27 protein-coding genes are annotated in these 22,913 nt (G+C 73.1%); 13 read left to right on the forward strand and 14 right to left on the reverse strand.

Features of this window, described 5'->3' with window-relative positions; all coding sequences use genetic code 11:
* The first annotated feature begins 12 nt into the window (after positions 1 to 12).
* The 4 genes from BU204_RS29755 (at position 13) to BU204_RS29770 (ending at position 3,540) form a co-directional block, all read left to right on the forward strand.
* The gene (locus BU204_RS29755) at positions 13 to 777 is read left to right on the forward strand and encodes a 3-oxoacyl-ACP reductase (protein WP_075129102.1); all 765 of its coding nucleotides are present in this window, start codon (positions 13 to 15) and stop codon (positions 775 to 777) included.
* Positions 777 to 1,502, forward strand: a complete 726-nt coding sequence (locus BU204_RS29760) for a FadR/GntR family transcriptional regulator (RefSeq protein ID WP_075129103.1) — start codon at positions 777 to 779, stop codon at positions 1,500 to 1,502. Before BU204_RS29755 ends, BU204_RS29760 begins: the two co-directional genes overlap by 1 nt.
* 42 nt (positions 1,503 to 1,544) lie before the next feature.
* The gene (locus tag BU204_RS29765; protein ID WP_075129104.1) at positions 1,545 to 2,192 is read left to right on the forward strand and encodes a PadR family transcriptional regulator; all 648 of its coding nucleotides are present in this window, start codon (positions 1,545 to 1,547) and stop codon (positions 2,190 to 2,192) included.
* Between the two features lie 160 nt (positions 2,193 to 2,352).
* The gene (locus BU204_RS29770; RefSeq protein ID WP_075129105.1) at positions 2,353 to 3,540 is read left to right on the forward strand and encodes an FAD-dependent oxidoreductase; all 1,188 of its coding nucleotides are present in this window, start codon (positions 2,353 to 2,355) and stop codon (positions 3,538 to 3,540) included.
* On the opposite strand, the gene BU204_RS29775 is transcribed toward BU204_RS29770, so the two are convergent.
* On the reverse strand, positions 3,537 to 4,010 hold the full coding sequence (locus BU204_RS29775) for a DUF1707 domain-containing protein (protein ID WP_075129106.1): 474 nt from the start codon (positions 4,008 to 4,010) through the stop codon (positions 3,537 to 3,539). The genes BU204_RS29770 and BU204_RS29775 overlap by 4 nt on opposite strands.
* Before the next feature lie 92 nt (positions 4,011 to 4,102).
* On the opposite strand from BU204_RS29775, the gene xerD reads away from it, so the two are divergent.
* Complete coding sequence (xerD, locus tag BU204_RS29780; protein ID WP_075129107.1) at positions 4,103 to 5,053, forward strand: site-specific tyrosine recombinase XerD; 951 nt, start codon at positions 4,103 to 4,105, stop codon at positions 5,051 to 5,053.
* 2 nt (positions 5,054 to 5,055) lie between these two features.
* Here xerD and BU204_RS29785 read toward each other — a convergent pair whose 3' ends face one another.
* Positions 5,056 to 5,442 carry a VOC family protein gene (locus BU204_RS29785; RefSeq protein ID WP_083661755.1) on the reverse strand — a complete coding sequence of 129 codons (387 nt, stop codon included), beginning with the start codon at positions 5,440 to 5,442 and terminating at the stop codon, positions 5,056 to 5,058.
* A 119-nt stretch (positions 5,443 to 5,561) separates the two neighbouring features.
* Here BU204_RS29785 and BU204_RS29790 point away from each other — a divergent pair, with 119 nt between their 5' ends.
* The 6 genes from BU204_RS29790 to BU204_RS29815 all read left to right on the forward strand — a co-directional run bounded on the left by BU204_RS29790 (position 5,562) and on the right by BU204_RS29815 (position 10,587).
* On the forward strand, positions 5,562 to 6,500 hold the full coding sequence (locus BU204_RS29790) for a ParA family protein (RefSeq protein ID WP_075129109.1): 939 nt from the start codon (positions 5,562 to 5,564) through the stop codon (positions 6,498 to 6,500).
* Positions 6,497 to 6,823 (forward strand): hypothetical protein, encoded by a 327-nt coding sequence (locus tag BU204_RS29795; protein WP_075129110.1) that lies wholly within the window; start codon positions 6,497 to 6,499, stop codon positions 6,821 to 6,823. Before BU204_RS29790 ends, BU204_RS29795 begins: the two co-directional genes overlap by 4 nt.
* Positions 6,824 to 6,829: 6 nt before the next feature.
* Complete coding sequence (locus BU204_RS29800; RefSeq protein ID WP_075129111.1) at positions 6,830 to 7,672, forward strand: segregation and condensation protein A; 843 nt, start codon at positions 6,830 to 6,832, stop codon at positions 7,670 to 7,672.
* 92 nt (positions 7,673 to 7,764) lie between these two features.
* The gene (gene scpB / locus BU204_RS29805; protein WP_408608061.1) at positions 7,765 to 8,706 is read left to right on the forward strand and encodes an SMC-Scp complex subunit ScpB; all 942 of its coding nucleotides are present in this window, start codon (positions 7,765 to 7,767) and stop codon (positions 8,704 to 8,706) included.
* Complete coding sequence (locus BU204_RS29810; RefSeq protein WP_075129112.1) at positions 8,696 to 9,430, forward strand: pseudouridine synthase; 735 nt, start codon at positions 8,696 to 8,698, stop codon at positions 9,428 to 9,430. The genes scpB and BU204_RS29810 overlap by 11 nt, the downstream gene beginning before the upstream one ends.
* The gene (locus BU204_RS29815; protein WP_075129113.1) at positions 9,430 to 10,587 is read left to right on the forward strand and encodes a DUF1015 family protein; all 1,158 of its coding nucleotides are present in this window, start codon (positions 9,430 to 9,432) and stop codon (positions 10,585 to 10,587) included. Before BU204_RS29810 ends, BU204_RS29815 begins: the two co-directional genes overlap by 1 nt.
* Here BU204_RS29815 and BU204_RS29820 read toward each other — a convergent pair.
* The 4 genes from BU204_RS29820 to BU204_RS29835 all read right to left on the reverse strand — a co-directional run bounded on the left by BU204_RS29820 (position 10,567) and on the right by BU204_RS29835 (position 13,392).
* Entirely contained in the window at positions 10,567 to 11,745 is a 1,179-nt protein-coding gene (locus tag BU204_RS29820; protein WP_075129114.1) for a cation:proton antiporter, read from the reverse strand. The two genes, BU204_RS29815 and BU204_RS29820, sit on opposite strands and share 21 nt — an antisense overlap.
* A gap of 6 nt (positions 11,746 to 11,751) precedes the next feature.
* On the reverse strand, positions 11,752 to 12,234 hold the full coding sequence (locus BU204_RS29825; RefSeq protein WP_075129144.1) for a cation:proton antiporter regulatory subunit: 483 nt from the start codon (positions 12,232 to 12,234) through the stop codon (positions 11,752 to 11,754).
* Positions 12,235 to 12,306: 72 nt separating this feature from the next.
* On the reverse strand, positions 12,307 to 12,759 hold the full coding sequence (locus BU204_RS29830; RefSeq protein ID WP_075129115.1) for an alpha/beta fold hydrolase: 453 nt from the start codon (positions 12,757 to 12,759) through the stop codon (positions 12,307 to 12,309).
* A gap of 24 nt (positions 12,760 to 12,783) precedes the next feature.
* The gene (locus BU204_RS29835; RefSeq protein ID WP_075129116.1) at positions 12,784 to 13,392 is read right to left on the reverse strand and encodes a TetR/AcrR family transcriptional regulator; all 609 of its coding nucleotides are present in this window, start codon (positions 13,390 to 13,392) and stop codon (positions 12,784 to 12,786) included.
* 65 nt (positions 13,393 to 13,457) lie between these two features.
* Between BU204_RS29835 and BU204_RS29840 the strand changes: the two genes are divergently transcribed.
* Positions 13,458 to 13,697, forward strand: coding sequence for a hypothetical protein (locus tag BU204_RS29840; protein ID WP_075129117.1), 240 nt, complete (start codon positions 13,458 to 13,460; stop codon positions 13,695 to 13,697).
* On the opposite strand, the gene BU204_RS29845 is transcribed toward BU204_RS29840, so the two are convergent.
* The 8 genes from BU204_RS29845 to BU204_RS29880 all read right to left on the reverse strand — a co-directional run bounded on the left by BU204_RS29845 (position 13,688) and on the right by BU204_RS29880 (position 22,026).
* A complete protein-coding gene (locus BU204_RS29845; protein WP_075129118.1) occupies positions 13,688 to 14,797 on the reverse strand; it encodes an acyl-CoA dehydrogenase family protein in 1,110 nt (369 codons plus the stop codon). The two genes, BU204_RS29840 and BU204_RS29845, sit on opposite strands and share 10 nt — an antisense overlap.
* Positions 14,794 to 15,192, reverse strand: a complete 399-nt coding sequence (locus tag BU204_RS29850) for a RidA family protein (RefSeq protein WP_233160737.1) — start codon at positions 15,190 to 15,192, stop codon at positions 14,794 to 14,796. The genes BU204_RS29845 and BU204_RS29850 overlap by 4 nt, the downstream gene beginning before the upstream one ends.
* Positions 15,189 to 16,016, reverse strand: a complete 828-nt coding sequence (locus BU204_RS29855; protein ID WP_075129120.1) for an enoyl-CoA hydratase family protein — start codon at positions 16,014 to 16,016, stop codon at positions 15,189 to 15,191. The genes BU204_RS29850 and BU204_RS29855 overlap by 4 nt, the downstream gene beginning before the upstream one ends.
* Positions 16,013 to 16,702, reverse strand: a complete 690-nt coding sequence (locus tag BU204_RS29860) for an SDR family NAD(P)-dependent oxidoreductase (protein ID WP_075129121.1) — start codon at positions 16,700 to 16,702, stop codon at positions 16,013 to 16,015. The genes BU204_RS29855 and BU204_RS29860 overlap by 4 nt, the downstream gene beginning before the upstream one ends.
* Positions 16,699 to 18,234, reverse strand: a complete 1,536-nt coding sequence (locus BU204_RS29865; protein ID WP_143229848.1) for a benzoate-CoA ligase family protein — start codon at positions 18,232 to 18,234, stop codon at positions 16,699 to 16,701. The genes BU204_RS29860 and BU204_RS29865 overlap by 4 nt, the downstream gene beginning before the upstream one ends.
* The gene (locus BU204_RS29870; RefSeq protein WP_075129146.1) at positions 18,234 to 18,956 is read right to left on the reverse strand and encodes a creatininase family protein; all 723 of its coding nucleotides are present in this window, start codon (positions 18,954 to 18,956) and stop codon (positions 18,234 to 18,236) included. Before BU204_RS29870 ends, BU204_RS29865 begins: the two co-directional genes overlap by 1 nt.
* A gap of 146 nt (positions 18,957 to 19,102) precedes the next feature.
* Entirely contained in the window at positions 19,103 to 21,199 is a 2,097-nt protein-coding gene (locus tag BU204_RS29875; protein WP_075129122.1) for an oxidoreductase, read from the reverse strand.
* Positions 21,199 to 22,026 (reverse strand): LLM class flavin-dependent oxidoreductase, encoded by an 828-nt coding sequence (locus BU204_RS29880; RefSeq protein ID WP_075129123.1) that lies wholly within the window; start codon positions 22,024 to 22,026, stop codon positions 21,199 to 21,201. The genes BU204_RS29875 and BU204_RS29880 overlap by 1 nt, the downstream gene beginning before the upstream one ends.
* Before the next feature lie 51 nt (positions 22,027 to 22,077).
* Here BU204_RS29880 and BU204_RS29885 point away from each other — a divergent pair, with 51 nt between their 5' ends.
* Positions 22,078 to 22,902, forward strand: a complete 825-nt coding sequence (locus tag BU204_RS29885) for a PaaX family transcriptional regulator (protein WP_143229849.1) — start codon at positions 22,078 to 22,080, stop codon at positions 22,900 to 22,902.
* Positions 22,903 to 22,913 lie beyond the last annotated feature (11 nt).

Genomic DNA, 22,913 nt, shown 5'->3' on the forward strand with positions numbered 1-22,913 from the left:
GGGGGAGCAGGAGTGAAGCGTCTGCGGGACCGGGTGGCGGTGATCACCGGGGCGGCCAGCGGCATCGGGCTGGCCACCGCGCGCCGCTTCGCCGAGGAGGGCGCGGTGGTGGTCGCGGTCGACGTGAACACCGAGGCGATCGAGCCGCTCGCCAAGGAGCTGGGCGGCGACGCGATCACCTGCGACGTCACCGACGAGGCGGCGGTCGAGGCGATGTTCCAGCGGGTCGTGGACACCCGCGGGAGCGTGGACATCGCGTTCAACAACGCCGGCATCTCCCCGCCCGAGGACGACTCCATCCTGGACACCGGGATCGAGGTCTGGGAACGGGTGCAGCGGGTCAACCTCACCTCGGTGTACCTGTGCTGCAAGTACGTGCTGCCGCACATGCGCCGGCAGGGCCGGGGGTCGATCATCAACACCGCCTCGTTCGTCGCCGTGATGGGCGCCGCGACCTCGCAGATCTCCTACTCCGCCTCCAAGGGCGGGGTGCTGGCGATGAGCCGGGAGCTCGGCGTGCAGTTCGCCAGGGAGGGCATCCGGGTCAACGCGCTGTGCCCCGGGCCGGTGAACACGCCGCTGCTGCGGGAGCTGTTCGCGACGGACGCCGCGCGTGCCCAGCGCCGGCTGGTGCACGTGCCGATGGGCCGGTTCGCCGAGCCGGAGGAGATCGCCGCCGCGACCGCGTTCCTGGCGAGCGACGACGCCTCGTTCATCACCGCGTCGACGTTCCTCGTGGACGGTGGCATCTCCGGCGCCTACGTCACCCCGGTCTAGTGCCCGGGAGGCTGCCCGCCTCCGCGGCGGTGTTCCGCCCGGTGCGCACGCGCAACGCGTTCGAGGAGACCGTGGAGCGGCTGCTGCAGGCCATTCGCCTCGGGGTGGCGGCGCCGGGGGAGCGGTTACCGGCCGAGCGGGAGCTGGCCGCCCGGCTCGGGGTGAGCCGGGTGACGCTGCGCGAAGCGATCAGGGCGGTGGCCGACGCGGGCTACGTGGAGTCGCGCCGGGGCCGCTACGGCGGCACGTTCGTGGCCGAGGACCTGCCCAGCCTGCCGCGGCCGCGCCGGGGCGCCACCCCGACCGGCGCAGAGCTGGAGGACGTGCTGACGCTGCGCAGGGTGCTGGAGAGCGGGGCGGCGGAGTCGGCGGCGGCCCGCTCGTTGAGCCCGGCCGAGCGCCAGCACCTGCGCGGCCGGCTGACCGGCGTCGCCGAGGTGCCCAGGGGTGAGGAGGCCGAGTACCGCCGCCGGGACTCCCGGCTGCACCTGGCGATCGCGGAGGTGACCGCGTCGGCCTCACTCACCACGGCCGTCGCCGACATCCGCACCAAGGTCAACGAGCTGCTCGACGCGATCCCGCTGATCTCGGCGAACATCGAGCACTCCAACGAGCAGCACCGCACGATCGTCGAGGCCATCCTCTCCGGCGACGCGCCGGCGGCCCGGGCGGCGATGGACGAACACGTGGGGGGCACCGCCGCCCTCCTGCGCGGTTTCCTCTAGGGCTATACTCGCCGACGAGTATATGTCGACGAGGAGGTAGCTGTGGGCACGCGCAGGAAGGTCGGGAACCTGCTCGCCCTCGCCGTGCTCGGCACCCTCGCCCAACGCCCGATGCACCCCTACGAGATCGCCTCCCTGCTGCGTGCGCGGGGCAAGGACCGCGACATGGAGATCAAGTGGGGCTCGCTCTACACCGTCGTGCGCAACCTGGCCAAGCACGGCTTCGTGGAGGTCGTCGACAGCCGGCGCGAGGGGGCGCGACCCGAGCGGACCATCTACCGGATCACCGACGCCGGTCGGGTCGAGCTGGTCGAGTGGACCCGCGAGCTGATCGCGCGGCCGAGGCCGGAGCACCCCGGCTTCACCGCCGGGTTGTCGGTCATGGCCGCGCTCGGCCCGGACGAGGCCGCCGACGCGCTGCGGGAGCGGCTGGCCGAGCTCGACCGCATGATCGCCGCCGACCGGGCGCTGCTGGCCGAGGCCGCCGTCGACGTGCCCCGCCTGTTCCTGGTCGAGAGCGAGTACGAGCTCGCCGTCCGGGAGGCCGAGGCCGCCTGGGTCCGCGGTCTGCTCGACGAGCTGACCAGCGGTTCGCTGCCCGGGGTCGACGCCTGGCGTCGCTGGTACGAGACCGGCGAGGTCGCGCCGGAGCTCGCCGAGCTGGCGGAGAGGGGGATACCCGAGGACTAGGCGATGAACGCCCCGGCGGCGGTGCTGCAACACCACCGCCGGGGCCACCTGAACACCGAACCGAGCCCATGAGGAACCCGGTCACGGGTGTGGCAACCACGAGAGTAGCCGGACCTCCTCCTGGGCCGATGACGCACACGAACACACAGGAGAGAGAGTCATGGGCAAGGTAGGGAGCGCGCTCGTCGTGGGCGGCGGCGTCGCTGGACCGGTCACCGCGCTGGCGCTGCGGAGGGCCGGCATCGACGCGACCGTGTACGAGGCGTATCCGAGCACCGCCGACGGCGTCGGCGGCACGCTCGCGCTGGCGGCCAATGGTCAGGCCGCGCTGGAGCTCGTCGGCGCGCGCGACGCGGTGGTGGACAGCGGCGTGCCGATCACCCGGCAGGTCCTGTCGTTCGGTGGCCGGGAGGTGGAGGTGCCCGGCCTGACCGGGGTGGCGCCGGCGCGGCTGCTGCGCCGGGCGGACCTGTACCGGGCGTTGTACGACACGGCGGTGGGCGCGGGCATCCGGTTCGAGCACGGCAAACGGCTCGTGGGGGCGGACGAGGACGGCGACGGCGTCACCGCCCGGTTCGCCGACGGCACGACGGCCACCGCCGACGTCCTGGTCGGCGCGGACGGCGTGCACTCGACGGTGCGCGGCCTGGTCGACCCGGCGGCACCCGGGCCCGGCTACACCGGCCTGCTGAGCCTGGAGTCGGTCGTGGACCGACCGGTGCCGACCGAGACCGGCAGCATGCACTTCACGTTCGGCAGGCGGGCGTACTACCTGTACTGGCGCCGGCCCGACGGGCGCACGGGCTTCGGCGCCAACCTGCCCCGCGAGCGCCCGATGCGCCTGGCCGAGGCGAGGGCGGTGCCGGCGCAGGAGTGGCTGCGCCAGCTGCGGGAGGCCTACGGCGAGGACGAGCCGGGCGGGAACCTGGTCCGGCACATCGACCCGGAGCGGCTGACCGTCACCGGTGCGCTGCACATCATGCCGCCCGTGCCGAACTGGTACCGGGGACGGCTCGTGCTGGTGGGCGATGCGGTGCACGCGCCGTCGAACAGCTCGGGCCAGGGTGCGTCCCTGGCCGTCGAGAGCGCTGTCGAGCTGGCGCGCTGCCTGCGCGACCTGCCCGACCCGGCGTCCGCGTTCGCCCGCTACGAGCGGCTGCGCAGGCCACGCGTGGAGGGCATCGCCGCCCGGGCGGCCAAGTTGAACTCGCTGAAGGCGCCCGGGCGGCTCACCCGCGCCGCCCTGCCGCTGCTGATGCGGCTGCTCACCAGGACCGTGATGCGCCCGGAGAAGACCTACGGCCCCGAACTGCGCCACCGAATCGACTGGGACGCACCGGTCAGCTAGTCCCGCAAGGGCCGGCCGCGGGGGTCGGTGCCGCCGTTCACCAGCAGCAGGATGCCGTCGATCATGCTCCAGATCACGCCGACGAACATGAACGCGGTGAACAGCTGGGCCAGGCCGATCGCCGTGTGCCCGGTGTAGAAGCGGCCGACGCCGAACGGCAGCAGCAGCTGCATCACGCCCGCTGCGACCCGGCTCTTGTCCGAGTACACCACCGGTGGCGGCGGGGCCTGCGGGAACACGGGCAGCGGCGCCGCCGGTGGTGCCAGGAACGGCGGGTAGGGGGCCGGCAGGTCCTCGAACAGGCGGCGGAGCTCGCCGCGGGTCCGGGAGTCGAGCGCGGCACCGACCCGCTCCTCGTACTCCTCGACGCGCAGCCGGCCCTCGGCGAAGTGGGTGCCCAGGGCTTCCACGGCGGACTCACGCTCGGCCGTGCCGGCACGGATCTCGTCGTTCCCGAGCGGTGCACCCACGAAATCCACGATACGTCAGCGCGCCACGCGAGCGGCGTTCGACGAAACCGGCCCGGCCGGCAATAGGCTGGTCGCTCGGCGAGGAGGTGGGCATGGACGAGGTCGCGCCCGCGCTGGCCGACGCCGTTGCCGCGTACCTCGACCACCTCGCCGTGGAGCGGGGGACCTCCGCCAACACCCTCGACGGCTACACCCGCGACCTGCGCCGCTATGCCCGCCACCTCACCGCGTGCGGGGTGCGCGAGCTGACCGGTGTCGGCGAGGCACACGTCGCGGCGTTCCTCGCGGTGCTGCGCGAGGGCGACCGGGACCACCCGCCGCTGGCCGCGTCCTCCACGGCCAGGGCCCTGGTCGCGGTGCGCGGGCTGCACCGGTTCGCCGTCCGCGAGGGCCTGGTCGAGCTCGACCCGGCACGCGAGGTCCGGCCGCCCGCCACGCCCCGGCGCCTGCCCAAGGCCCTCCCGGTGGACGACGTGCTGCGCCTGCTGGACACGCCCGCGGCCGAGGGGGCCGGCCCGCTGCGCGACCGCGCCCTGCTCGAGCTGCTCTACTCCACCGGCGCGCGCATCTCCGAGGCGGTCGGCCTGGACCTCGACGACGTCGACGCCCGGGAGCGGACCGTCCTGCTCGACGGCAAGGGCGGCAAGCAACGCCTGGTCCCGATCGGGCGACCGGCGCTGGACGCGCTGGACGCGTATCTCGTACGGGCCCGGCCGGGTCTCGCCGTCCGGGGCCGCGGCACGCCCGCGGTGTTCCTCAACCTCCGCGGCGGCCGGCTCTCCCGGCAGAGCGCCTGGCAGGCGCTCAAGGTGGCGGCCGAGCGGGCCGGCATCGCCGCCTCGGTCTCGCCGCACACCCTGCGGCACTCCTTCGCCACCCACCTGCTCGAGGGCGGCGCGGACGTGCGCGTGGTGCAGGAGCTGCTCGGGCACGCCTCGGTCACCACGACCCAGATCTACACGCTGGTCACGGTGAACACGCTGCGTGAGGTCTACGCGACCGCCCACCCGAGGGCACGCACGCCCGTCGCCGAGCGCCGGTGAGCTCAGTCCAGCTGGAACAGCGTCAGCTGGAGCCCGGCCGGCCCGTCCAGCCGGGAGTTCGTCGAGCGGAACGGGGTCTGCCTCGGCTCGCCCAGCACCGTCCCGCCGGCCTCGGCCAGCGCGCCGGTGGTCGCGGCCACGTCGTCGACCTGGAAGGCGACCCGCACGTGACCCGCCACCCGCCGCCCCACCTCGACCTCGTCGATGTACTCGGCGGTGGCCGGCTCGGCGATCTCCAGCGTCGCCCGGCCGGCGTCGAGGATCATCACGCGGCCCCGCGGCGGCTGTACGGCATCCCGCTCGGGCAGCCCGAGCACGTCGCGGTAGAAATGCACCGCCTCGTCGTAGTCCGTCGCGGTGACGACGAGGCGAAGCTCGGAAACCGGCACGGTGCCTCCCAAGGATCATGCGTCCGACCTGGCAACCTTACGGCGAGTCTCGTTGCCGGTCGCGGAACGCCATCTCTAAGCTTCGGCGCACAGCGCGGACGACAAGGAGCTAGGTCGTTATGTCGACAATGCATCCCTCGGAACGGGAGCTCAGCCTCGCCCCACGAGCGGCTTCCGACGAGGACGAGGCGCTCGACGACAGCACGAACGGCTCGCTGGGCCCGACCGGCCGGCCCAAGCGGCACATCCCGGAGCCGCCCCTGCTCAACGGGCACGGCCCGGCCAAGGTGCTGGCACTGTGCAACCAGAAGGGTGGGGTCGGCAAGACCACCTCGACGATCAACCTGGGCGCCGCCCTCACCGAGTTCGGGCGCCGGGTGCTGATCGTGGACTTCGACCCGCAGGGCGCGCTCTCCGTCGGCCTGGGCATCCCGGCCCACCAGCTGGACCGGACCATCTACAACGTCATCATCGAGCGGTCGACCACCGCCGCGGACGCTGTCATCCGCACCGGCGTGGAGAACATGGACCTGCTGCCGAGCAACATCGACCTGTCCGCGGCCGAGGTCCAGCTCGTCGCCGAGGTCGGGCGCGAGCACGCGCTCATGCGCTCCCTGCGGCCGGTGATCGACCACTACGACTACATCCTCATCGACTGCCAGCCCTCGCTGGGCCTGCTCACGGTGAACGCGCTGGCCGCGGCCGACGGGGTGCTGATCCCGCTGGAGTGCGAGTTCTTCAGCCTGCGCGGGGTGGCCCTGCTCATCGACACCATCGAGAAGGTGCGGGAGCGGCTCAACCCGAAGCTGGAGATCACCGGCATCCTGCCCACCATGTTCGACCCACGCACGCTGCACTCCCGCGAGGTCATCGCGCGCGTCGTCGAGCGGTTCGACGACATCGTGTTCGACACGGTGATCAACCGGACCGTCCGGTTCCCGGAGACCACCGTCGCCGGCGCGCCGATCACCGTGTGGGCGCCCCGGTCCGCGGGGGCCAAGGCCTACCGGCAGCTGGCGCGCGAGGTCATCTCGCGTGAGGTGGCGATGGCCAGGTGAGCCGTCGTGCCTCGCTGCCCGGTGCGGCGGAGCTGTTCCGGCCCACGGCCGGGCCGAACGAGGAGAGCTGGTCGGCTCCGCACGCCGCGCCGCGGCGGGGGTCGCCGCGGCAGAAGCACACCTCGAAGATCACCGTGTACGTGTCCGACGAGGAACTGCTCGCGCTCGAGCACGCCCGGCTCGCGCTGCGTGCGACGCACGGCCTCGCCGTCGACCGCGGCCGTGTCGTCCGCGAGGCGATCGCGGTGGTGCTCGCCGACCTGGAGGAGCACGGCGAGGACTCGGTACTGGTGCGACGATTGCGCCATGACACCGGGAAGTAGCGCTCGTTGATCTCATCTGGTCCAGGCGCCGCACCCGAGGACGACGCGGCGCCGCCGTCGCGGTTCACCGTGCGGTTGTCGAACTTCGAGGGTCCGTTCGACCTGCTGCTGCAGCTGATCTCCCAGCACGAGCTGGACGTGACCGAGGTCGCACTGCACCGCGTCACCGACGACTTCATCGCCCACCTGCGGCAGGCGGGCGACGACTGGAACCTCGACGAGACGACGGAGTTCCTGGTGGTCGCGGCGACGCTGCTCGACCTCAAGGCGGCCCGCCTGCTACCCACCGGCGACGTCGAGGACGAGGAGGACCTGGCGCTGCTCGAGGCTCGGGACCTGCTGTTCGCCCGGCTGTTGCAGTACCGGGCCTACAAGCAGGTGGCCGCGCTGTTCGCCGAGCTGGAGGCGGGCGCACTGCGGCGCTACCCCAGGTCGGTGGCGCTGGAGGAGCGGTTCGCCGCGCTGCTGCCGGAGGTCATGCTGGGCGTGAGCCCGGAGCGGTTCGCCGAGATCGGCGCAGCGGTGTTCCGCCCCAAGCCGCCGCCGACGGTGTCGATCGACCACCTGCACATGGGACGGGTGTCGGTGCGGGAGCACGCGTCGGTGCTGCGGGTGCGCCTCGCCGACCTGGGCCAGGCCTCGTTCGGCGAGCTGGTGGCCGACTGCGAGCACAGCATCGAGGTGGTGGCGCGGTTCCTGGCGCTGCTCGACCTGTACAAGGAGGACGTGATCACCTTCCAGCAGGAGGAGGCGCTCGCGGAGCTGCACGTACGGTGGACCGGCGGCAGCGTCGAGGAGGCCAGAGCCGCGGCCGGCACCGACCAGGGCGGAGAGGAGGAGTACGGATGAGCACATCCCAGGAAGAGGACCGCACCACACCGCCACCACCCGCCGACGCCGACCCGCCGACCGAGGTGGTGGATTCGGGCGAGGGCGCTGGCCTGGAGCCCGAGGCGCGCGTCACCGAGGTGGTGGGCACGCGCGAGCCTGCCGACGCGGACCTGCCCACCGAGGTGGCGGAGCCGAGCGAGGGCGCCGATCTCGAGCCCGAGGCGCCCGTCACCGAGGTGGACGCGGACGAGCCTGCCGACGCGGATCCGCCGACCGAGGTGGTGGAGTCCGGTGAGGCTGCCGCCGTCGAGACCGTGGTGCCCGGAACTGATCTGGTAGAGCCTGGCGAGGACGCCGCCGTCGAGTCCGACGTGCCCGCCACCGAGTCCGATTTGGCGCCCGCCGACGCCGACCCGCCCACCGAGGTCGTCGGGGAAGCACCCGACACGGTCTCCGAGCCAGCCGATCCAGCCGCCGACCAGGCCGAAGGCGCCGAGGAGGAGCTGCCGGAGCTGACCGACGAGGAGCTGGAGAACACCCTCGAGGCCCTGCTGCTCGTCGTCGACTCGCCGGTGGAGGAGGAGGCGCTCGCCGGGGCCACCGACACCACCGTCGCCCGGGTGCGGGAGACGGTGCTGCGGATGGCCGCGGAGTACGCCGAGCGCGGGCGCGGCCTGGACCTGCGCCACGCGGGCGGCGGCTGGCGCTTCTACACCCGCGACCGCTACGCCCCCTACGTCGAGAAGCTGCTGCTCGGTGGCCAGCGCGCCAAGCTCACCCGGGCCGCCCTCGAGACGCTCGCCGTGATCGCCTACCGCCAGCCGGTGACCCGCGCCCGGGTCGCTGCCGTGCGCGGGGTCAACTGCGACGGCGTCATCCGCACCCTGCTGGCCCGCGGGCTCGTCGAGGAGACCGGCACCGACACCGAGACCGGCGGCTTCCTCTACCGTACGACCGAACTGTTCCTCGAGCGGCTGGGACTGTCCTCCTTGGACGACCTGCCGCCGATCGCACCGCTGCTGCCGGAGGTCGACTCCATCGATGACGTCTGACGAGGGAATCCGGCTGCAGAAGGTCCTCGCCCAGGCGGGGATCGCGTCCCGGCGCGCCGCCGAGGAGCTGATCGCCGAGGGTCGGGTGAGCGTGGACGGCCGGGTGGTGACCGAGTTCGGGCGCCGCGTGGACCCCGACAACGTCGTCATCCACGTCGACGGGGTGCGCGTCGTCGTCCGCGCCGACCTCACCTACCTGGCGTTCAACAAGCCCCGCGGGGTGCACTCGACGATGTCCGACGACCGCGGGCGGAAATGCGTCGGCGACTACGTGCGCGACCGCGGCGAACGGCTGTTCCACGTCGGCCGGCTGGACGCGGACACCGAGGGACTGCTGCTGCTCACCAACGACGGCGAGCTGGCCCACCGGCTCATGCACCCGTCCTTCGTGGTCCGCAAGACCTACCTCGCCGAGGTGTCCGGCCAGATCGGCCGTACGGTCGGCCGCGAGCTCCGCGAGGGCATCATGCTCGACGACGGTCCGGTCCAGGTGGACGGGTTCCGGGTCGTGGACTCCAGCGGCGGGCGCACGCTCGTGGAGGTCGTGCTGCACGAGGGCCGCAACCACATCGTGCGGCGGCTGCTCGCGGAGGTCGGCCACCCCGTGCGCAAGCTGGTCCGCACCCAGATCGCCGAGGTTCGCCTCGGCAACCAGCGCCCGGGCTCGCTGCGCGCGCTCACCCGACCGGAGGTCGGCTCGCTGTTCGCGGCCGTCGACCTGTGATGTCCTGGATCCGACCCGTCGAGCGGGGCTGGGTCGTGCGCGAGGAGGTGCCCGGACCGGACGTCGACGAGTTCGCCGAGCCCGACCGGGTCGTCGCCGCCCTGCACCGCCGCCACGAGGGCACGCTGCTCGCCGTCCAGCACCCGCACCGGACACCGCCTGCCATCGAGCAGGGCCTCGGGCTGCTCGACGCGCTGCCGCACGCCCGATCCACCCTGTCGGTGCTGTTGCACACCGCCTACCGCGCCGTCACCGACGTCGTCGCGCCGTACGAGGTGGACGGTCCGGACGGGACGGCCTGCGGGCTGCTCTGCCTGGTCGACCCGGCGGCCGTCGACGCCGACGGGCTGGTGCGGGTTCGGCACAGTGAGCAGGTCTACCCGGAGATCGTCGCCGAGCGGGCGCGGGTGCTCGCCGGCCTTGGCTATGCCACCAGCGCGGCGATGCTCGTCCCGGTCGCCGAGCGGGACACGCTGACCGCGGCCGTGCGTGCCGCCGTCGCGGGGGAGGAGCCGGTGGTCTCCACAGTGGACAGCGGAGGTCGCCGGCACCGGTTGTGGCTGCTGGGACCGGGCCCGCGGCGGGAGACCGTGCTCGCCGAGGCCGGCGCGCACCCGTTGATGGTCGCTGACGGCAACCACCGCGTCGCCGCTGCGGCCACCGCCCGGTTGACCGGGCTGCTCGCGCTCGTCACCGCCGGACCGGCGCTGCGGGTCGGCGCGTTCCACCGGGTGCTCGTCGGCACCGGGCTGACCGCGGCCGCACTCGCCGAGGCCTGGCGGCGCATCGGGCTGTCGGTCGCCGAGACCCCCTCCGCCGAGAGGCCGACGCACACCGGCACGGTCGTCGTGCGCTGTCCGGAGGCGACACTGCGGGTGGAGTTACCGGCGGGCGGTGAGGACCACGCGCTCGTGGAGGAGGTGCTGGTCCGCCGGGCGTTGGGTGTCGACCCCGAGGGACCGAACGTCCGACCGCTCCCCGACGGGCGGGAACCACCGTCCGATGCGGACGCTGTCCTCCTGCTCGCCCCCGTTCCGCTCGCCGACGTCCTCGCCGTCCACGCTGCCGGCGAGCGTATGCCGCGCAAGAGCACGTACTTCACCCCGAAGCCGCGCAGCGGGCTGCTCCTGGCCGAGTTACGCGGCAGCCGGCCGTAGCCGGGCCGAGGCCAGCCGCATCACCGGCTCGACCACGCGGGCGGCCAGCGGCCCGGACACCGCCATGATCAGCACATAGGCCGTCGCAAGGGCGGCCAGCTCGGCCTCCACCGCGTTCGCCGAGACCGCGAGGCCCGCGATGACGATGGAGAACTCGCCCCGCGCCACGAGCGCCGCGCCCGCCCGCGCCCGCCCCATCCTGGCGATCCCCTGCCGCTTCGCGGCCCACCAGCCGGTGGCCACCTTCGTGATCGTCGTGACCGCGGCGAGCCCGAACGCCGCACCCAGTACCGGCGGCATCGTCGCCGGATCCGTGTTCAGCCCGAACACCACGAAGAACATCGCCGCGAACAGGTCCCGCAGCGGCTCGAGCATCCGGGTGGCGTTCTCGGCGGTCGACCCTGAGATCGCGATTCCCAACAGGAACGCGCCGACCGCCGCCGAGACCTGGAGCTGCTGGGCGACGCCGGCGACGAGCAGTGCCGCTCCCAGCACGCGCAGCAGGAACACCTCAGGGCTCTGACTGTCCACGATGGCCGACACGTACCGGCCGAAGCGCAGCGCGAGGACCAGCACCAGCGTCACCACGACCAGCGAGATCCCGGTGGCGCTCAACCCGCCGAGCAGCGTCGCGCCGGCGAGTACACCGGTGAGGATCGGCAGGTAGACGGCCATCGCCAGGTCCTCGAACACGAGGATCGAGAGCACGACCGGGGTCTCGCGGTTGCCCAGCCGACCCAGGTCGCCGAGAACCTTGGCGATGATGCCGGACGAGGAGATGTAGGTGACCCCGCCCATCACCAGCGCGCCCACCGGCCCCCAGCCCAGCATCAGCGCCACCGCGACCCCCGGCAGCGCGTTCAGCACCAGGTCGACCACACCGGCCAGGTAGGACTTGCGCAGGCCGGTGACCAGCTCGGCGGCCGAGTACTCCAGGCCGAGCAGCAGGAGCAGCAGGATCACGCCGATCTCGCCGCCGAGCGTGGCGAACTGCTCGATGCCCTCCAGAGGCAGGATGCCGCCGTGACCGAAGGCGAGACCGCCGAGGAGGTAGAACGGGATCGGGGAGATGCCGATCTTCCAGGCGATCCGGCCCAACACGCCGAGACCGAAGAAGATCGCACCCAGCTCGACCAGTGCGATCGATGTTTCGTGCACGCGCCGCTACCCGCGGTCGATGAGGTCGGCCGCCTTGGCCAGCCCTTCGTTGGTGCCGACCGTGATCAGGGCGTCACCGCCGCCGAGCACGAAGTCCGGACGGGGTGAGGGGTGGACGGTTCCCGCGCGCACCACGGCCACCACGGACACCGCGGTGCGGGAGCGCAGCTGGGTGTCGCCGAGCGTGCGACCGTCGAAGGGGGATCCGTGCACCAGCGGCAGCTGCTTGGTGTGGACACCGGTCAACCCGTTGTTCTCCCTGGACAGCTCCGCCACCAGCTGCGGGGCGCCGAGCAGGCCCGCGAGCGCGCCGGCCTCGTCCGGAGACAGCGGGATCGACGCGGTACAGGCGTCCGGGTCGTCCTCACGGGAGATGATCAGCTCGAAGCGACCGTCCCGGTAGGTGATGACACCGATTCGTCGCCCGGCACGGGACACGAAGTCCTGGCGCGTGCCAATCCCGGGAAGGGGGGTCACCTCGACGTTCACCATGTCAGCGTAAACGACCGGAACGGCGGTTTTCTTCCCCGCGGCCGTGCCCACGGCGTGTTCCGCGTCTCGCTACCGCCCGCTTCCGGCCACCGCGTCGATGTGCCCGACGAGCGTCGGCCAGAGCGCGCGAGGCAGGTCGTGACCCATCCCCGGGACCGTGACGAACCTGGCCCCGGGGATGGCCTCGGCGGTGGCCCGCCCCGCCCGCACCGGTTGGACGGGGTCGTCCTCACCGGTGAGGACGAGCGTCGGCGCCGTGATCCTGGACAGCTCGGCGCGCCGGTCGCCGGCCGAGCGGACGGCCGCCGCCTGGCGCCGGGCGGCGGCGAAGTCCGTCCGGTCCGGGAACGCCCGGTGGGCGACGTCGCGGACCCAGTCCTCCTCCGGCGGGTGAACCCGGGAGCCGACGATGCGGAACACCGCGAGCAGCTGCTCGCCGGCGGCCTGGGCGTCACGGGGTCTGCGCGCGGCGACGGCGAAGTACCGGAGCAGGGTGCGGAGCTTCGCGCGGTCCCACCGCACGCGGTGGTCCGGCGCGGAGGACGCTCACCCCGCGCCTCCCGGGTCGGGGAAGACGACGGCGAGGACCTCGGCCACGATGCCCGGCACGTCGATCTCCGGGTCCACCCCGCGGCGCAGGGTCAGGCTCCCGCCCAGCGCGGCCAGCACCACGACCACGCGCGAGAGCGGCAGCGCGGGCTCGATGCCCAGCCGGGAGCAGGTGCGCTCCAGCACCGCCACGATCTCCTGCTCGTGGCCGCGCTGTGCGGCGACCGCGGCGGCGGCCGTCTCCGGCTGGCCCGCCACCGCGGCCATGAACTCCGCCGCCGTCCGGCTCCAGCGCGCGGCGTCCTCGTCGTCGACCGGTCCGTTCGGGGTCAGCGCGGCGACGAGGTCCTCCCGGCTCGCCGCGCGCCCGAGCGCCTCCTCCAGCAACCGCAGGTGGGCCTGTGAGCGGGCCTCGATGGCCGAGAGCCAGAGCCCTTCCTTGCCGCCGAAGTGCTTGTAGACCGCACCACGGGTGTAGCCGGCCTCGGCGGCGATCTCCTCGACGGTCGCGGCGAGGAAGCCGCGCCGCAGGAGCACCGTCCGCCCCGCCTCCAGCAACCGCTCGTGGGTGCGCCGCTGCTGCTCGGTACGCGTCAGCCGTTCCATGACCCTCACTCGGTAACACTATGTTTCTGGAGACAGAACGTTACCAAACGAGGTAGGGTGGTGGCGTGGCCGTCGTTCTGACCTTCCTCGCGTGCGCGGCGCTCTACACGCTGGTGCTGGTCGGCCTGGTGAAGCTCGCCGCCCGGGCCAAGCGGCGGGGGATAGCCAGCGCCGCGATGAGCGCGGTGGACGAGATCTGGCACCCGATCGCGGTCCAACCCCAGCACGAGATCCGCGTGGAGCGCGAACGCGTGACGCCGGTCCAGGCGCCGGGAGACCCCCTCGAGGGCGAGCCTCAGCGGTAGAGGTGGCGGGCGATGATCTCCCGCTGGATCTCACTCGCCCCCTCGTAGATGCGCGGTGCGCGGACCTCCCGGTAGAGGTGCTCGAGCAGGTGGCCCCGCTCCAACGCGCGGGCGCCGTGCACCTGGATCGCGACGTCCACCGCCTGCTGGGCGGTCTCGGTGGCGAACAGCTTCGCCATGGCCGACAGGTGCCCGGTGCGCCCGGTTCCCGTGCGGGTCGCGTCGTCGTAGGCCTGCGCCGCGTCGTGGACCAGCAGGCGGGCGGCGTGCAGCCGGGTCGCGACCTCGGCCAGCTGGTGGCTCACCGCCTGAAACTCGCGCAGCGGCCGCCCGAAGGCCCGGCGGTCGGCGGTGTGGGCGACCGCCGCGTCGAGTGCGGCCTGGGCCATGCCCACGGCGAACGCGCCGACGCTCGGGCGGAACATGTCCAGCGTGCGCATGGCGACCGTCCACCCGGCGTCGACCTCGCCGAGCACGGCCGAGGCGGGCACGTGGACCCCGTCGAACCGCAGCCGGCCGATGGGGTGCGGCGAGACCAGCTCCTGTCGGGTGCCGGTCAGCCCGGGTGCCGTGCCCGCAACCGCGAACGCGGTGATGCCGCGGGAGCCGCGGTCGGCGGTGCGGGCGAACACGGAGTACACCGCGGCGTCCGGCGCGTTGGAGATGAACGCCTTCTCGCCGGTGAGCCGCCAGCCGTCGCCGTCCGGTTCCGCGCGCAGGGCGAGGGAAGCGACGTCCGAGCCGGCGCCCGGCTCGGTCAGGGCGAAGCCGACAGCGACCTCGCCGGCGGCGATCCGCGGCAGCCATTCGTCCACAGTGGAGGCAGTACCGGCGAGCAGGATGGGGTAGGCGCCGAGGCCCTGCAGGGCGAACGCGGTCTCCGCCTCCGTGCACTGCCGGGCGAGGCCCTCGCGGACCAGGCACAGCGTGGTGGCCGAGGTCGGTACGTAGCCGTCGTCGGCCCGGCGGAAGATCTCGCCGAGCAGGCCCTCCTCGCCCAGCGCGCGCAGCAGCGCGTGGTTGACCGTGCCCGGCTCCCCGGAGTCGGCCACCGGTCGCAGCCGCCGGGCGATCTCCACCGTGCGTTCGAGCAGGCTCATCCCGGGACCACCGCCGTGCCCACCAGCTCGACCAGGGCTTCCTCGTCGAACAGCGCGGCGACGCCGAGCAGCGCGACGGCGGGGTAGTACCGGCCGAAGTGCTTGCGCCAGACCGGGGCCAGCTCGGCGAGCGAGGCCTTGTACTCGGGTACGGCGGTCGTGTAGATCACCATGCGCACCAGCTGGTCCGGCGTCCCGCCGGCGGCGGCGAGCGCGGTGACGACGTTGCCGGCGGCGACGTCGAACTGCTCGACGACCGTGCTCCCGACGATCCGGCCGTCGGGTCCCTGCGCGGTCTGCCCGCCCAGGTAGACGGTGCGTCCAGGACCGGCCACCACTGCGTGGGCGAAGCCGACCGGTTCGGCGAGGCCGGGGGCGTTCACGATCTCGTTCACCGGCCGCTCCACTGTGGACGTCGTCCTGCCGACCAGGCGGCGAAGAACTCCGCGTGGTCGTCGCTGCGCATCAGCAGTGCCTGGGTCATCGCCTCCAGCTCGATCGAGCTGCCGAGGTCCATGTCCAGCTCCCGGGTCAGCAGCACCTTGGTCGTGGAGTAGGCGAGCGCGGGGCCCTGCGCCAGCCGCGCGGCCAGCGCGGCGGTCGTCTCCGCGAGCTCCTCGTCGGGTACCACCTTCGTCGCCAGCCCGATCCGGTCCGCGTACGCGGCGTCCACCCGGTCGCCCAGGACCAGCAGCTCGGTCGCCCGGCCGAGCCCGACGAGCCGGGGGAGCAGGTAGGCCGAGCCCATGTCCGCGCCGGCCAGGCCCACCTTGGTGAACAGGAACGCGAACGACGCCGACTCGCCGAGCAGCCGGAAGTCGCTGGCCAACGCGATCACGGAGCCGGCCCCGGCGGCGACCCCGTTGACCGACGCGATCACCGGCAGCGGGCACTCCCGCAACGCCTTGACCACCGCACCGGTCATCCTGGTGAACTCGAGCAGCTGGGCGGGTGCCATCGCGCGCAGCTCGCCGATGATCTCCTCGACGTCCCCGCCCGAGCAGAAGCCGCGGCCCCGCCCGGTGAGCACGAGGACGCGCACGTCGCCGCGGTGAGGCAGCTCGGCCAGCAGGTCGCGCAGGTCGGCGTAGACGTCGAAGGTGAGCGCGTTCAGCTTGTCCGGCCGGTTCAGCGTGACCGTGGCGACGCCGTCGGCGACCTCCAGGTCGAAGTGGTGCCAGGCCTGCGTGAAACCCGGCGATGCCCTGAACGGGCTCATGCTTGGATACCTCCTCCATCCAGGACGATCGCCTGTCCGTTGATCGCACCCGCTTCGGGTGCGGCCAGGAACGCGACGGCGAACGCGACCTCCTCCGGCTCCAGCAGCCGGCCCAGCGGGGACAGCGCGGCCAGCGAGGCCTCGCTGTCCACGGTGGACCGGCCGGTGGTCTCGGCGACGCGAGCCACGCTGCGGGCGGTCATGTCGGTCCGCACGAACGCGGGGCAGACGGCGTTGGCCGTCACACCGGTGCCCGCGACCTCCGCGGCCACCGCACGCATCAGCCCGAGCGCGGCGTGCTTGGAGGCCGAATAGGCTGCCGTGTAGGGCGCGCCGACCCGGCCGGCCGTCGAGGCGACCGTGACGATCCGGCCGCGGTCCCGCTCGCGCATGCCCGGCAGGACCGCGCGGGTGCACAGGAACGCGCCGGTCGCGTTCACCTCGAGCTGCGCCTGCCAGGAAGCCGTGTCGGTCCGGTGCACGGGTGCGCTGTCGGCGATGCCGGCGTTGTTGACCAGCACGTCCACCGGGATCGTGCCGAGTACGGCACCCACGGCGTCCTCGTCGGTGACGTCGAGGTCCTCCCGGTTGAGCGCCACGACCCGGTCGCCCAGATCGGTGAACCGCTGTGCGACGGCGGCACCGATGCCCTTGGTGCCCCCGGTCACCACGACCAGGCGGCTCACCGCAGCTCCCGCAGGGCTCGCCGGTCCAGCTTGCCGTTGGTCGTGCGTGGCAGCTCGGCGACGAACTCGATCTCGTGTGGACGTTTGTGCCCGGACAGCCGGGAGCCGACGAACTCGCGCAGCTCCTCGGCGGAGACCACGGCGCCCTCGCGCAGCACGACGAAGGCCCGGGTACGCACCAGCCCGTCGGTCTCGTGCCCGGCCACGCCGCACTCGAGCACGTCGGGGTGGCCGAGTACGCAGTGCTCGATCTCACCGGGCGCCACCCAGATCCCGCCGACCTTCAGCAGGTCGTCCGCGCGGCCGCGGTAGGTGAAGTACCCGTCGGTGTCCCGGCTGAACAGGTCGCCGGTGCGGACCGTGTCGCCGCGGAAGGTCGCCGCCGACTTCTCCGCGTCCCCGAAGTACTCCCTCGCGACAGTCCCGCCGGTGACCTCCAGCGTGCCGACCTCCCCGTCGGGCACCTCGAGGCCGGTCTCGCCGACCACACGCGCGAGGTAGCCGGGGACGGCCTGCCCGCAGGTGCCCCGGCGTCCGGTGCCCGGCCGGTTCGACACGTAGATGTGGTATGCCTCCGAGGAGCCGATTCCGTCGACCACCTCGACGCCGAACGTCGCGTCCCACCTCGCGTGCAGCTCGGCGGGCAGCGCCTCACCGGCGGAGGTGCACACCCGCAGACAGCTCAGGTCCTGTTCGGACGCCCGCGGGTGGGCGACCATCGCGCTCATCATCGTCGGCACGTTGACCAGGATCGTGGGGCGGTACCGGGCCACCAGCTCGAAGATCCGCTCCACGGTCGTGCGCTCCGGAAACCCGATACCCGCACCGCCGACCCCGAACGGGAACAGCGCTGCCAGGTCGCGGGCGTAGCCGAAGAACAGCTTGGGCACCGGGAGAACGACGTCCTCCTCGACGATGTCGAGCACCCGGCGGGCGTAGTTGTGGTGGCTCAGAACCGGGCTCGCCACCGGGTGCACACATGCCTTGGGCGCCCCGGTACTCCCGGTCGTGAACTTCCAGATCACCACGTCGTCCCGGCTCGTTGGTGCCGGGTCGACCCGGTCGGGTGCCGATGCCGCACGCTGCGCCAGGTCGATCTCGCCGGACCGCAGCTCGGCCGGCCCGACCACCAGCAGCCGGAACCGGTCGCCGGCCGCCTCGCGCATCCGCTCCAGCGTGACCTCGTCGGCGACGACGGCCGCCGGTCGGACGTAGCCGAGGAAGTACTCGTAGTCCTTGACCGGCAGGAACGTGTAGACCTCGGCGGTGACCGCGCCGATGCGCTGGGCGGCGTACCAAGTGGCGACGAACTCGACGCCGTCGGAGAGCGCGAGCAGTACGCGGTCACCGCGACGGACACCGACCGACAGCAGGGCATGGGCGATGCCCCGCACCCGGTCGGCGAGGTCGGCATAGGTGTGCGCGCCGTGCGCCGTCAGCAGGGCCGTCCGGTCGCCGCGTCCCTCCTCGAGGTTGCGGTCGATGAAGTACTCGGCGACGTTGAGCCGCTCCGGCAGGTCCTCGTACCGCATCAGCCGCGCCCCACTTCCCGTACCAGCTCGACGAGCAGCTCGGTCAGAGTGTCGAAGGTGGACGTTCCCTCGTCGGCCGTCGCGGCCGCCGGCGCCCCGCAGTAGGCGCGGTCCATGCCCAGCTCGGTGAAGCTCGAACCGCCCGCCGCCATCGCCGCGGGCAGGTCGACGGTCACCTCGGGCAGGGTGGGCAGCACGTGCTGGTCGACGAGGTCGGGCCGCTCGGCCAGGATGAGCGAGGTCTCGTAGCGGCCCGCGTGGCACGAGCCCGACCGGAACTCCTCGGTAAGCCGCTCGGCGTTGCGGCGGCGGACCAGGTCGAGGTAGGCCACCCCGGCCGTCGCCGTCGCCGCCCGGAGCGCCGCGACGTGCGCGGGCTCGAAGTGGTTGTTCACCACCACGATCCGGTCGAGCCCCTGGGCGGTCAGGGAGCGGCACACGTCGACGACGAGCCCACGCAGCGTCTCCGGCGTGATCGAGACACCGCCGGGGAAGCCCGCGGCGAACTCGGTGACGCCATAGCCCAGGGCCGGCAGGACGAGCACGCGCAGCGCCGGGTCGTCGGCCAACCTGGCGGCGGCCCGCGCGCACATCCCGGTGGAGATCATCTCGTCGGTGCCCAGCGGGGCGTGTGGGCCGTGCGGCTCGACCGCGCCGACCGGCAGCAGCAGGACCGGCACCCGGGGGCCGGCAAGGAGCTCGGCCACCTGGGGCGAGGTCAGCTCCGCAAAGGCGCGCTGGTCTGCCTCCCCGGAATTCGGACTGTTGGTCGCCTCGGGCTGCCCAGGTGCGACTTCGGCACGTACTTGTGGCTGGGTTGCGTCACGTTCCCCTGAGGCGGCAGTTGCGGAGGTTGCCAGAAGGTGTTTCACAGCGACGCCTCCAGCGGGGTTGGGGGCGGATCGAACAGGCACAGGTCCGCCCGGCCGGCGGCCAGGGCGGTGTTCACCTCGTCCGGGGTGGTCAGGTAGCCGCCGACCAGGGTGGGGACGCCGGCCTCGGTGCGGATCCGGTCGGACAGCGCGGTCAGGTAACCGCGCCGGTACTCCGGGCGCGAGGCGGCGCTGCTGTGCCCGGCGCGTACGTGCACCAGGTCGATTCCATGCGCCGCCACGACCCTGGCGTGTTCGACGCCGTCGGCCACGGTCAGCCCGCCCGGCGCCCAGTCGGTGGCGGTGAGCCGGGCGGCGAGCACCCGGTCGGCGGGCCACACCGCGCGCACCGCGTCCACGACCGAGAGCGGGAACCGTGTCCGCTCGGCGCCGTGCACGTCGGTACGCCGGTTGGACAGCGGTGAGAGGAAGCTGGCCAGCAGGTATCCGTCGGCCAGGTCCAGCTCGAGCACGTCGAACCCGGCTACGGCCGCGCGTTCGGCCGCTGCGACGAACTCCGCGCGCACCCGGTCCATGTCCGCCTCGGTCATCTCCGCCGGTACCGCGCAGAACGGCGCGTAGGGCAGCGGTGAGGCCGACAGCAGCGGCCACCCCTCGCGCAGCGGCACGTCCACACCGGACTCGCGGACGGCGCCGCGCCGGCCGGCGTGTCCCAGCCGGACGCCGGCGAGCGCACCGGCCGCGTGCACCCGCTCCACGAGCGGCGCCCAGGACTCGTCCAGCAGCGGGCAGCTCGGCGTCGTGCGCCCGTCCTCGGACACAGCCACGAAGCCGGTCAGTACCAGGCCGGCGCCGGTCCCGGCCGCCGCGACGGGGTCGCCTCCGGCGCGGACGAAACGGTTGCGGACGGTGAGCCCGCCGAGGCGAAGCGGCGCGAACATCGGCGGCGCGGCCACCTCACCAGGCCGGATCCGGTCGGTCCCGGCCGCGTCCGCGGCGAACCACGCGTCCAGCACCCGGACGAGTTGCGGATCCCGCTGGGTGAGGTTGGCGTGGCTGATCCGCCCGCTGCGGGTCAGCAGGTTGAACGCGAACTGGATCGGGGCGAGTCCCAGGTAGCTCTCGACCCGTCCGAAGTAGGCCGCGCTGTCCCCGGCGGCCTGCTGGAACCGCTCGACCACCGGCTGGCGTTCGAGCTCGTAGTCGACCAGCGCGGCCTCGAGGTCTCCCGGCTGCCGGACGAAACTGTTGGCCAGCGCGATGGCGTCCTCCATCGCGAGCTTCGTGCCGGAGCCGATGGAGAAGTGCGCGGTGTGAGCCGCGTCGCCGAGCAGTACGACGTTCCCGACCTCGGTCCTGCCGTGCCAGTGCGTGTTGCGCACGAGCGGGAAGTCCAGCCAGATCGAGCGGTTCGACATCAGTCGGTGGCCCGCGAGGTCCCGTGCGAACAGCTCCGCGCAGAACGCCATGCTGTCCTCTTCGGACATCTGGTCCAGCCCGGCGCGGCGCCAGGTCGCCTCGGTCGTCTCGACGATGAACGTGCTGGTGTGCTCGTCGAAGGGGTAGGCGTGCACCTGGAACAAGCCGGCGTCGGTCGGGGCGAAGATGAACGTGAACGCGTCCAACACCAGGTCGGTGCCGAACCACACGTACTTGCACCCCTGCGGCGTCGAGCTCGTTCCGAACGACCCTGTGCGCCGTAGGGTGCTGTTCGCCCCGTCGGCGGCGACAACCAGGTCAACCTGGTCTGCTGTGGACAGTTCGGCGGGGGACACCTCGACGCCGAACCGCAGCGAGACCCCGAGCGAGCGGGCGCGCCGCTGCAGGATGTCCAGCAGGTGGGTCCGCCTGATCGCCGAGAAGGTGTGCCCCGACGAGCGGAGCACCCGCCCCCGGTAGCGGATGTCGATCGAGGTCCAGCGGGCGAACGAGTCGGTGATCTCCAGGTAGCTCGGGTAGTCCGCGTCGCGCAGGGCGCCGAGGGTCTCCTCGGAGAACACGACACCCCAGCCGAACGTCGCGTCCGGGGCGTTGCGCTCGAGGACGGTGATCTCGTGGCCGGGGTCGGCCTTCTTCAACAGGATCGCCAGGTACAGCCCTGATGGCCCGGCCCCGACCACTGTGACCCGCACTAGCCCACCGCCTCGGCCAGCCGGTCCAGGTCGTCGAGGTCGGCCACGGTCGGGTAGAGGATCAGCTCGTCGCAGCCCTCCGCCTCGTAGCCGCGGACGAAGTCCTTCACCGCGCGCGCCGAGGTGAGGGCGCCGGCGGCGATCTTCTCGGCGAACGGGCCGGTGAAGGCGTAGTAGTCACGCAGGTAGGCACGGCCCCGGTCCGGGTCGCCGAGGGCGAGGTAGCCCTGCCCCCACAGCCGCGGGTCGCCAGGGCGGTCCAGGTCGCGCCAGGCGGCCCTGGCCCGCGCGGCCGCGGAGCCGAACGCGCGGGGCGGACCGCCGCCGTGGGCGTACCCGTCGGCGTACCGGGCCATCCTGGCGAACGCGGCCCCGCTCGAGCCCCCCACCAGCAGCTCGACCGGCGGCCGGGCCGGACCGATCCCGGACGCGTCGAGCCGGCCGCGCAGGAACGCGAGCTGCTCGGACAGCACGGCACCGCGGGTGCGCCGGTCGACCCCGGCCGCCTCGTAGTCGTCGCGCCGGGCGCCGACCCCCAGCCCGAGCGTGAAGCGCCCGTCGGAGAGCGCATCGACCGCGAGGGCCTGCTTGGCCAGCACGGCGGGGGCGCGCAGCGGTCCGATCGCGATGTTGGTCGCCAGCCGGACGCGGGAGGTGACCGCCGCGGCGGCGGACAGCGCGGCGAACGGCTCGATGCTGTCGTAGACCAACCGGTCGAGCACCGCGACGGTGGCGAACGGGCCGGTGTCGGCGCGCCGGGCCCACTCCACGAGCAGCGCGCCGGAGGTTCCGGGAACCGTGTTGGGCAACCCGATGCCGACCTTCACCCCGGACACATTACGGTTGACCGAACTGAGGCGTCAACTATGCTCGGTGTCATGTCCGACCTGCTGAGCGGCTTCGAGCCGGCACCGCAGGACCTGGTGCTGACGCTGCTCGGCTCGTACCTGCGGCCTCGGGAGACGGCCGAGGTGTGGTCCGGTGGGCTGGTCCGGGTGCTGGGCGAGTTCGGCTTCTCCGCCGGCGCCGCCCGGGTGGCGCTCAACCGCCTGGTGTCCCGCGACCTGCTCGCGCGCACCCGCGACGGCCGGCACGTGCACTACGCGCTCACCGCGCGCAGCGTCGCCGTGCTCGCCGAGGGCGACCGGCGGATCTTCACCCTCGGCAGCGCGCCACGCGAGGAGACCACCTGGACCGTGCTCTGGCACTGGATCCCCGAGGAGCGCAAGCTCGCCCGCACCCGGCTGGTCCGCCGGCTGCGGTTCCTCGGCTTCGGTCCCGTCCAGGACGGCACCTGGCTCGCTCCGCACGACCGGGAGCAGGAGGTGGCGAAGCTGCTTGCCGAGCACGAGGTGAGCGAGTACGCGGGCGTGCTGCTCGGACGCCCCGCCACCTCGCTCGACTTCGCCGAGCTGGTCTCCCGGGTGTGGGACCTCGCCGAGCTGGCCGAGCGCTACCGCGGGTTCGTGGCGACGTTCGGCCCGCACCGGGCAAGCCTGCGCGATGGCCGGGAGGCGTTGCTGCTGTGCACGCGGCTGGTGCACACCTTCCGCGACTTCCCGTTCTTCGACCCCGAGCTGCCGGTCGCCCTCGTGCCGGCCCCGCCGCACCGAGCGGCCGCCCTCGCCCTGTTCCACGAGCTGTACCCGGTGCTCGCCGAGCGCGCCGGGCGTTACTTCGACAGCGCGACATCGACGAGGTGAGCATGACCGAT

This window comes from Actinophytocola xanthii (genome assembly GCF_001921205.1).
Classification (GTDB): Bacteria; Actinomycetota; Actinomycetes; order Mycobacteriales; family Pseudonocardiaceae; genus Actinophytocola; species Actinophytocola xanthii.

Coding starts and splice junctions, on each gene's coding strand:
- BU204_RS29770 (WP_075129105.1), top strand. CDS start 2,353: ATGGGCAAGGTAGGGAGCGCGCTCGTCGTGGGCGGCGGCGTCGCTGGA.
- BU204_RS29885 (WP_143229849.1), top strand. CDS start 22,078: ATGTCCGACCTGCTGAGCGGCTTCGAGCCGGCACCGCAGGACCTGGTG.
- xerD (WP_075129107.1), top strand. CDS start 4,103: ATGGACGAGGTCGCGCCCGCGCTGGCCGACGCCGTTGCCGCGTACCTC.
- BU204_RS29815 (WP_075129113.1), top strand. CDS start 9,430: ATGTCCTGGATCCGACCCGTCGAGCGGGGCTGGGTCGTGCGCGAGGAG.
- BU204_RS29855 (WP_075129120.1), bottom strand. CDS start 16,016: ATGAGCCCGTTCAGGGCATCGCCGGGTTTCACGCAGGCCTGGCACCAC.
- BU204_RS29845 (WP_075129118.1), bottom strand. CDS start 14,797: ATGAGCCTGCTCGAACGCACGGTGGAGATCGCCCGGCGGCTGCGACCG.
- BU204_RS29790 (WP_075129109.1), top strand. CDS start 5,562: ATGTCGACAATGCATCCCTCGGAACGGGAGCTCAGCCTCGCCCCACGA.
- BU204_RS29865 (WP_143229848.1), bottom strand. CDS start 18,234: ATGCGGTACGAGGACCTGCCGGAGCGGCTCAACGTCGCCGAGTACTTC.
- BU204_RS29835 (WP_075129116.1), bottom strand. CDS start 13,392: ATGGAACGGCTGACGCGTACCGAGCAGCAGCGGCGCACCCACGAGCGG.
- BU204_RS29810 (WP_075129112.1), top strand. CDS start 8,696: ATGACGTCTGACGAGGGAATCCGGCTGCAGAAGGTCCTCGCCCAGGCG.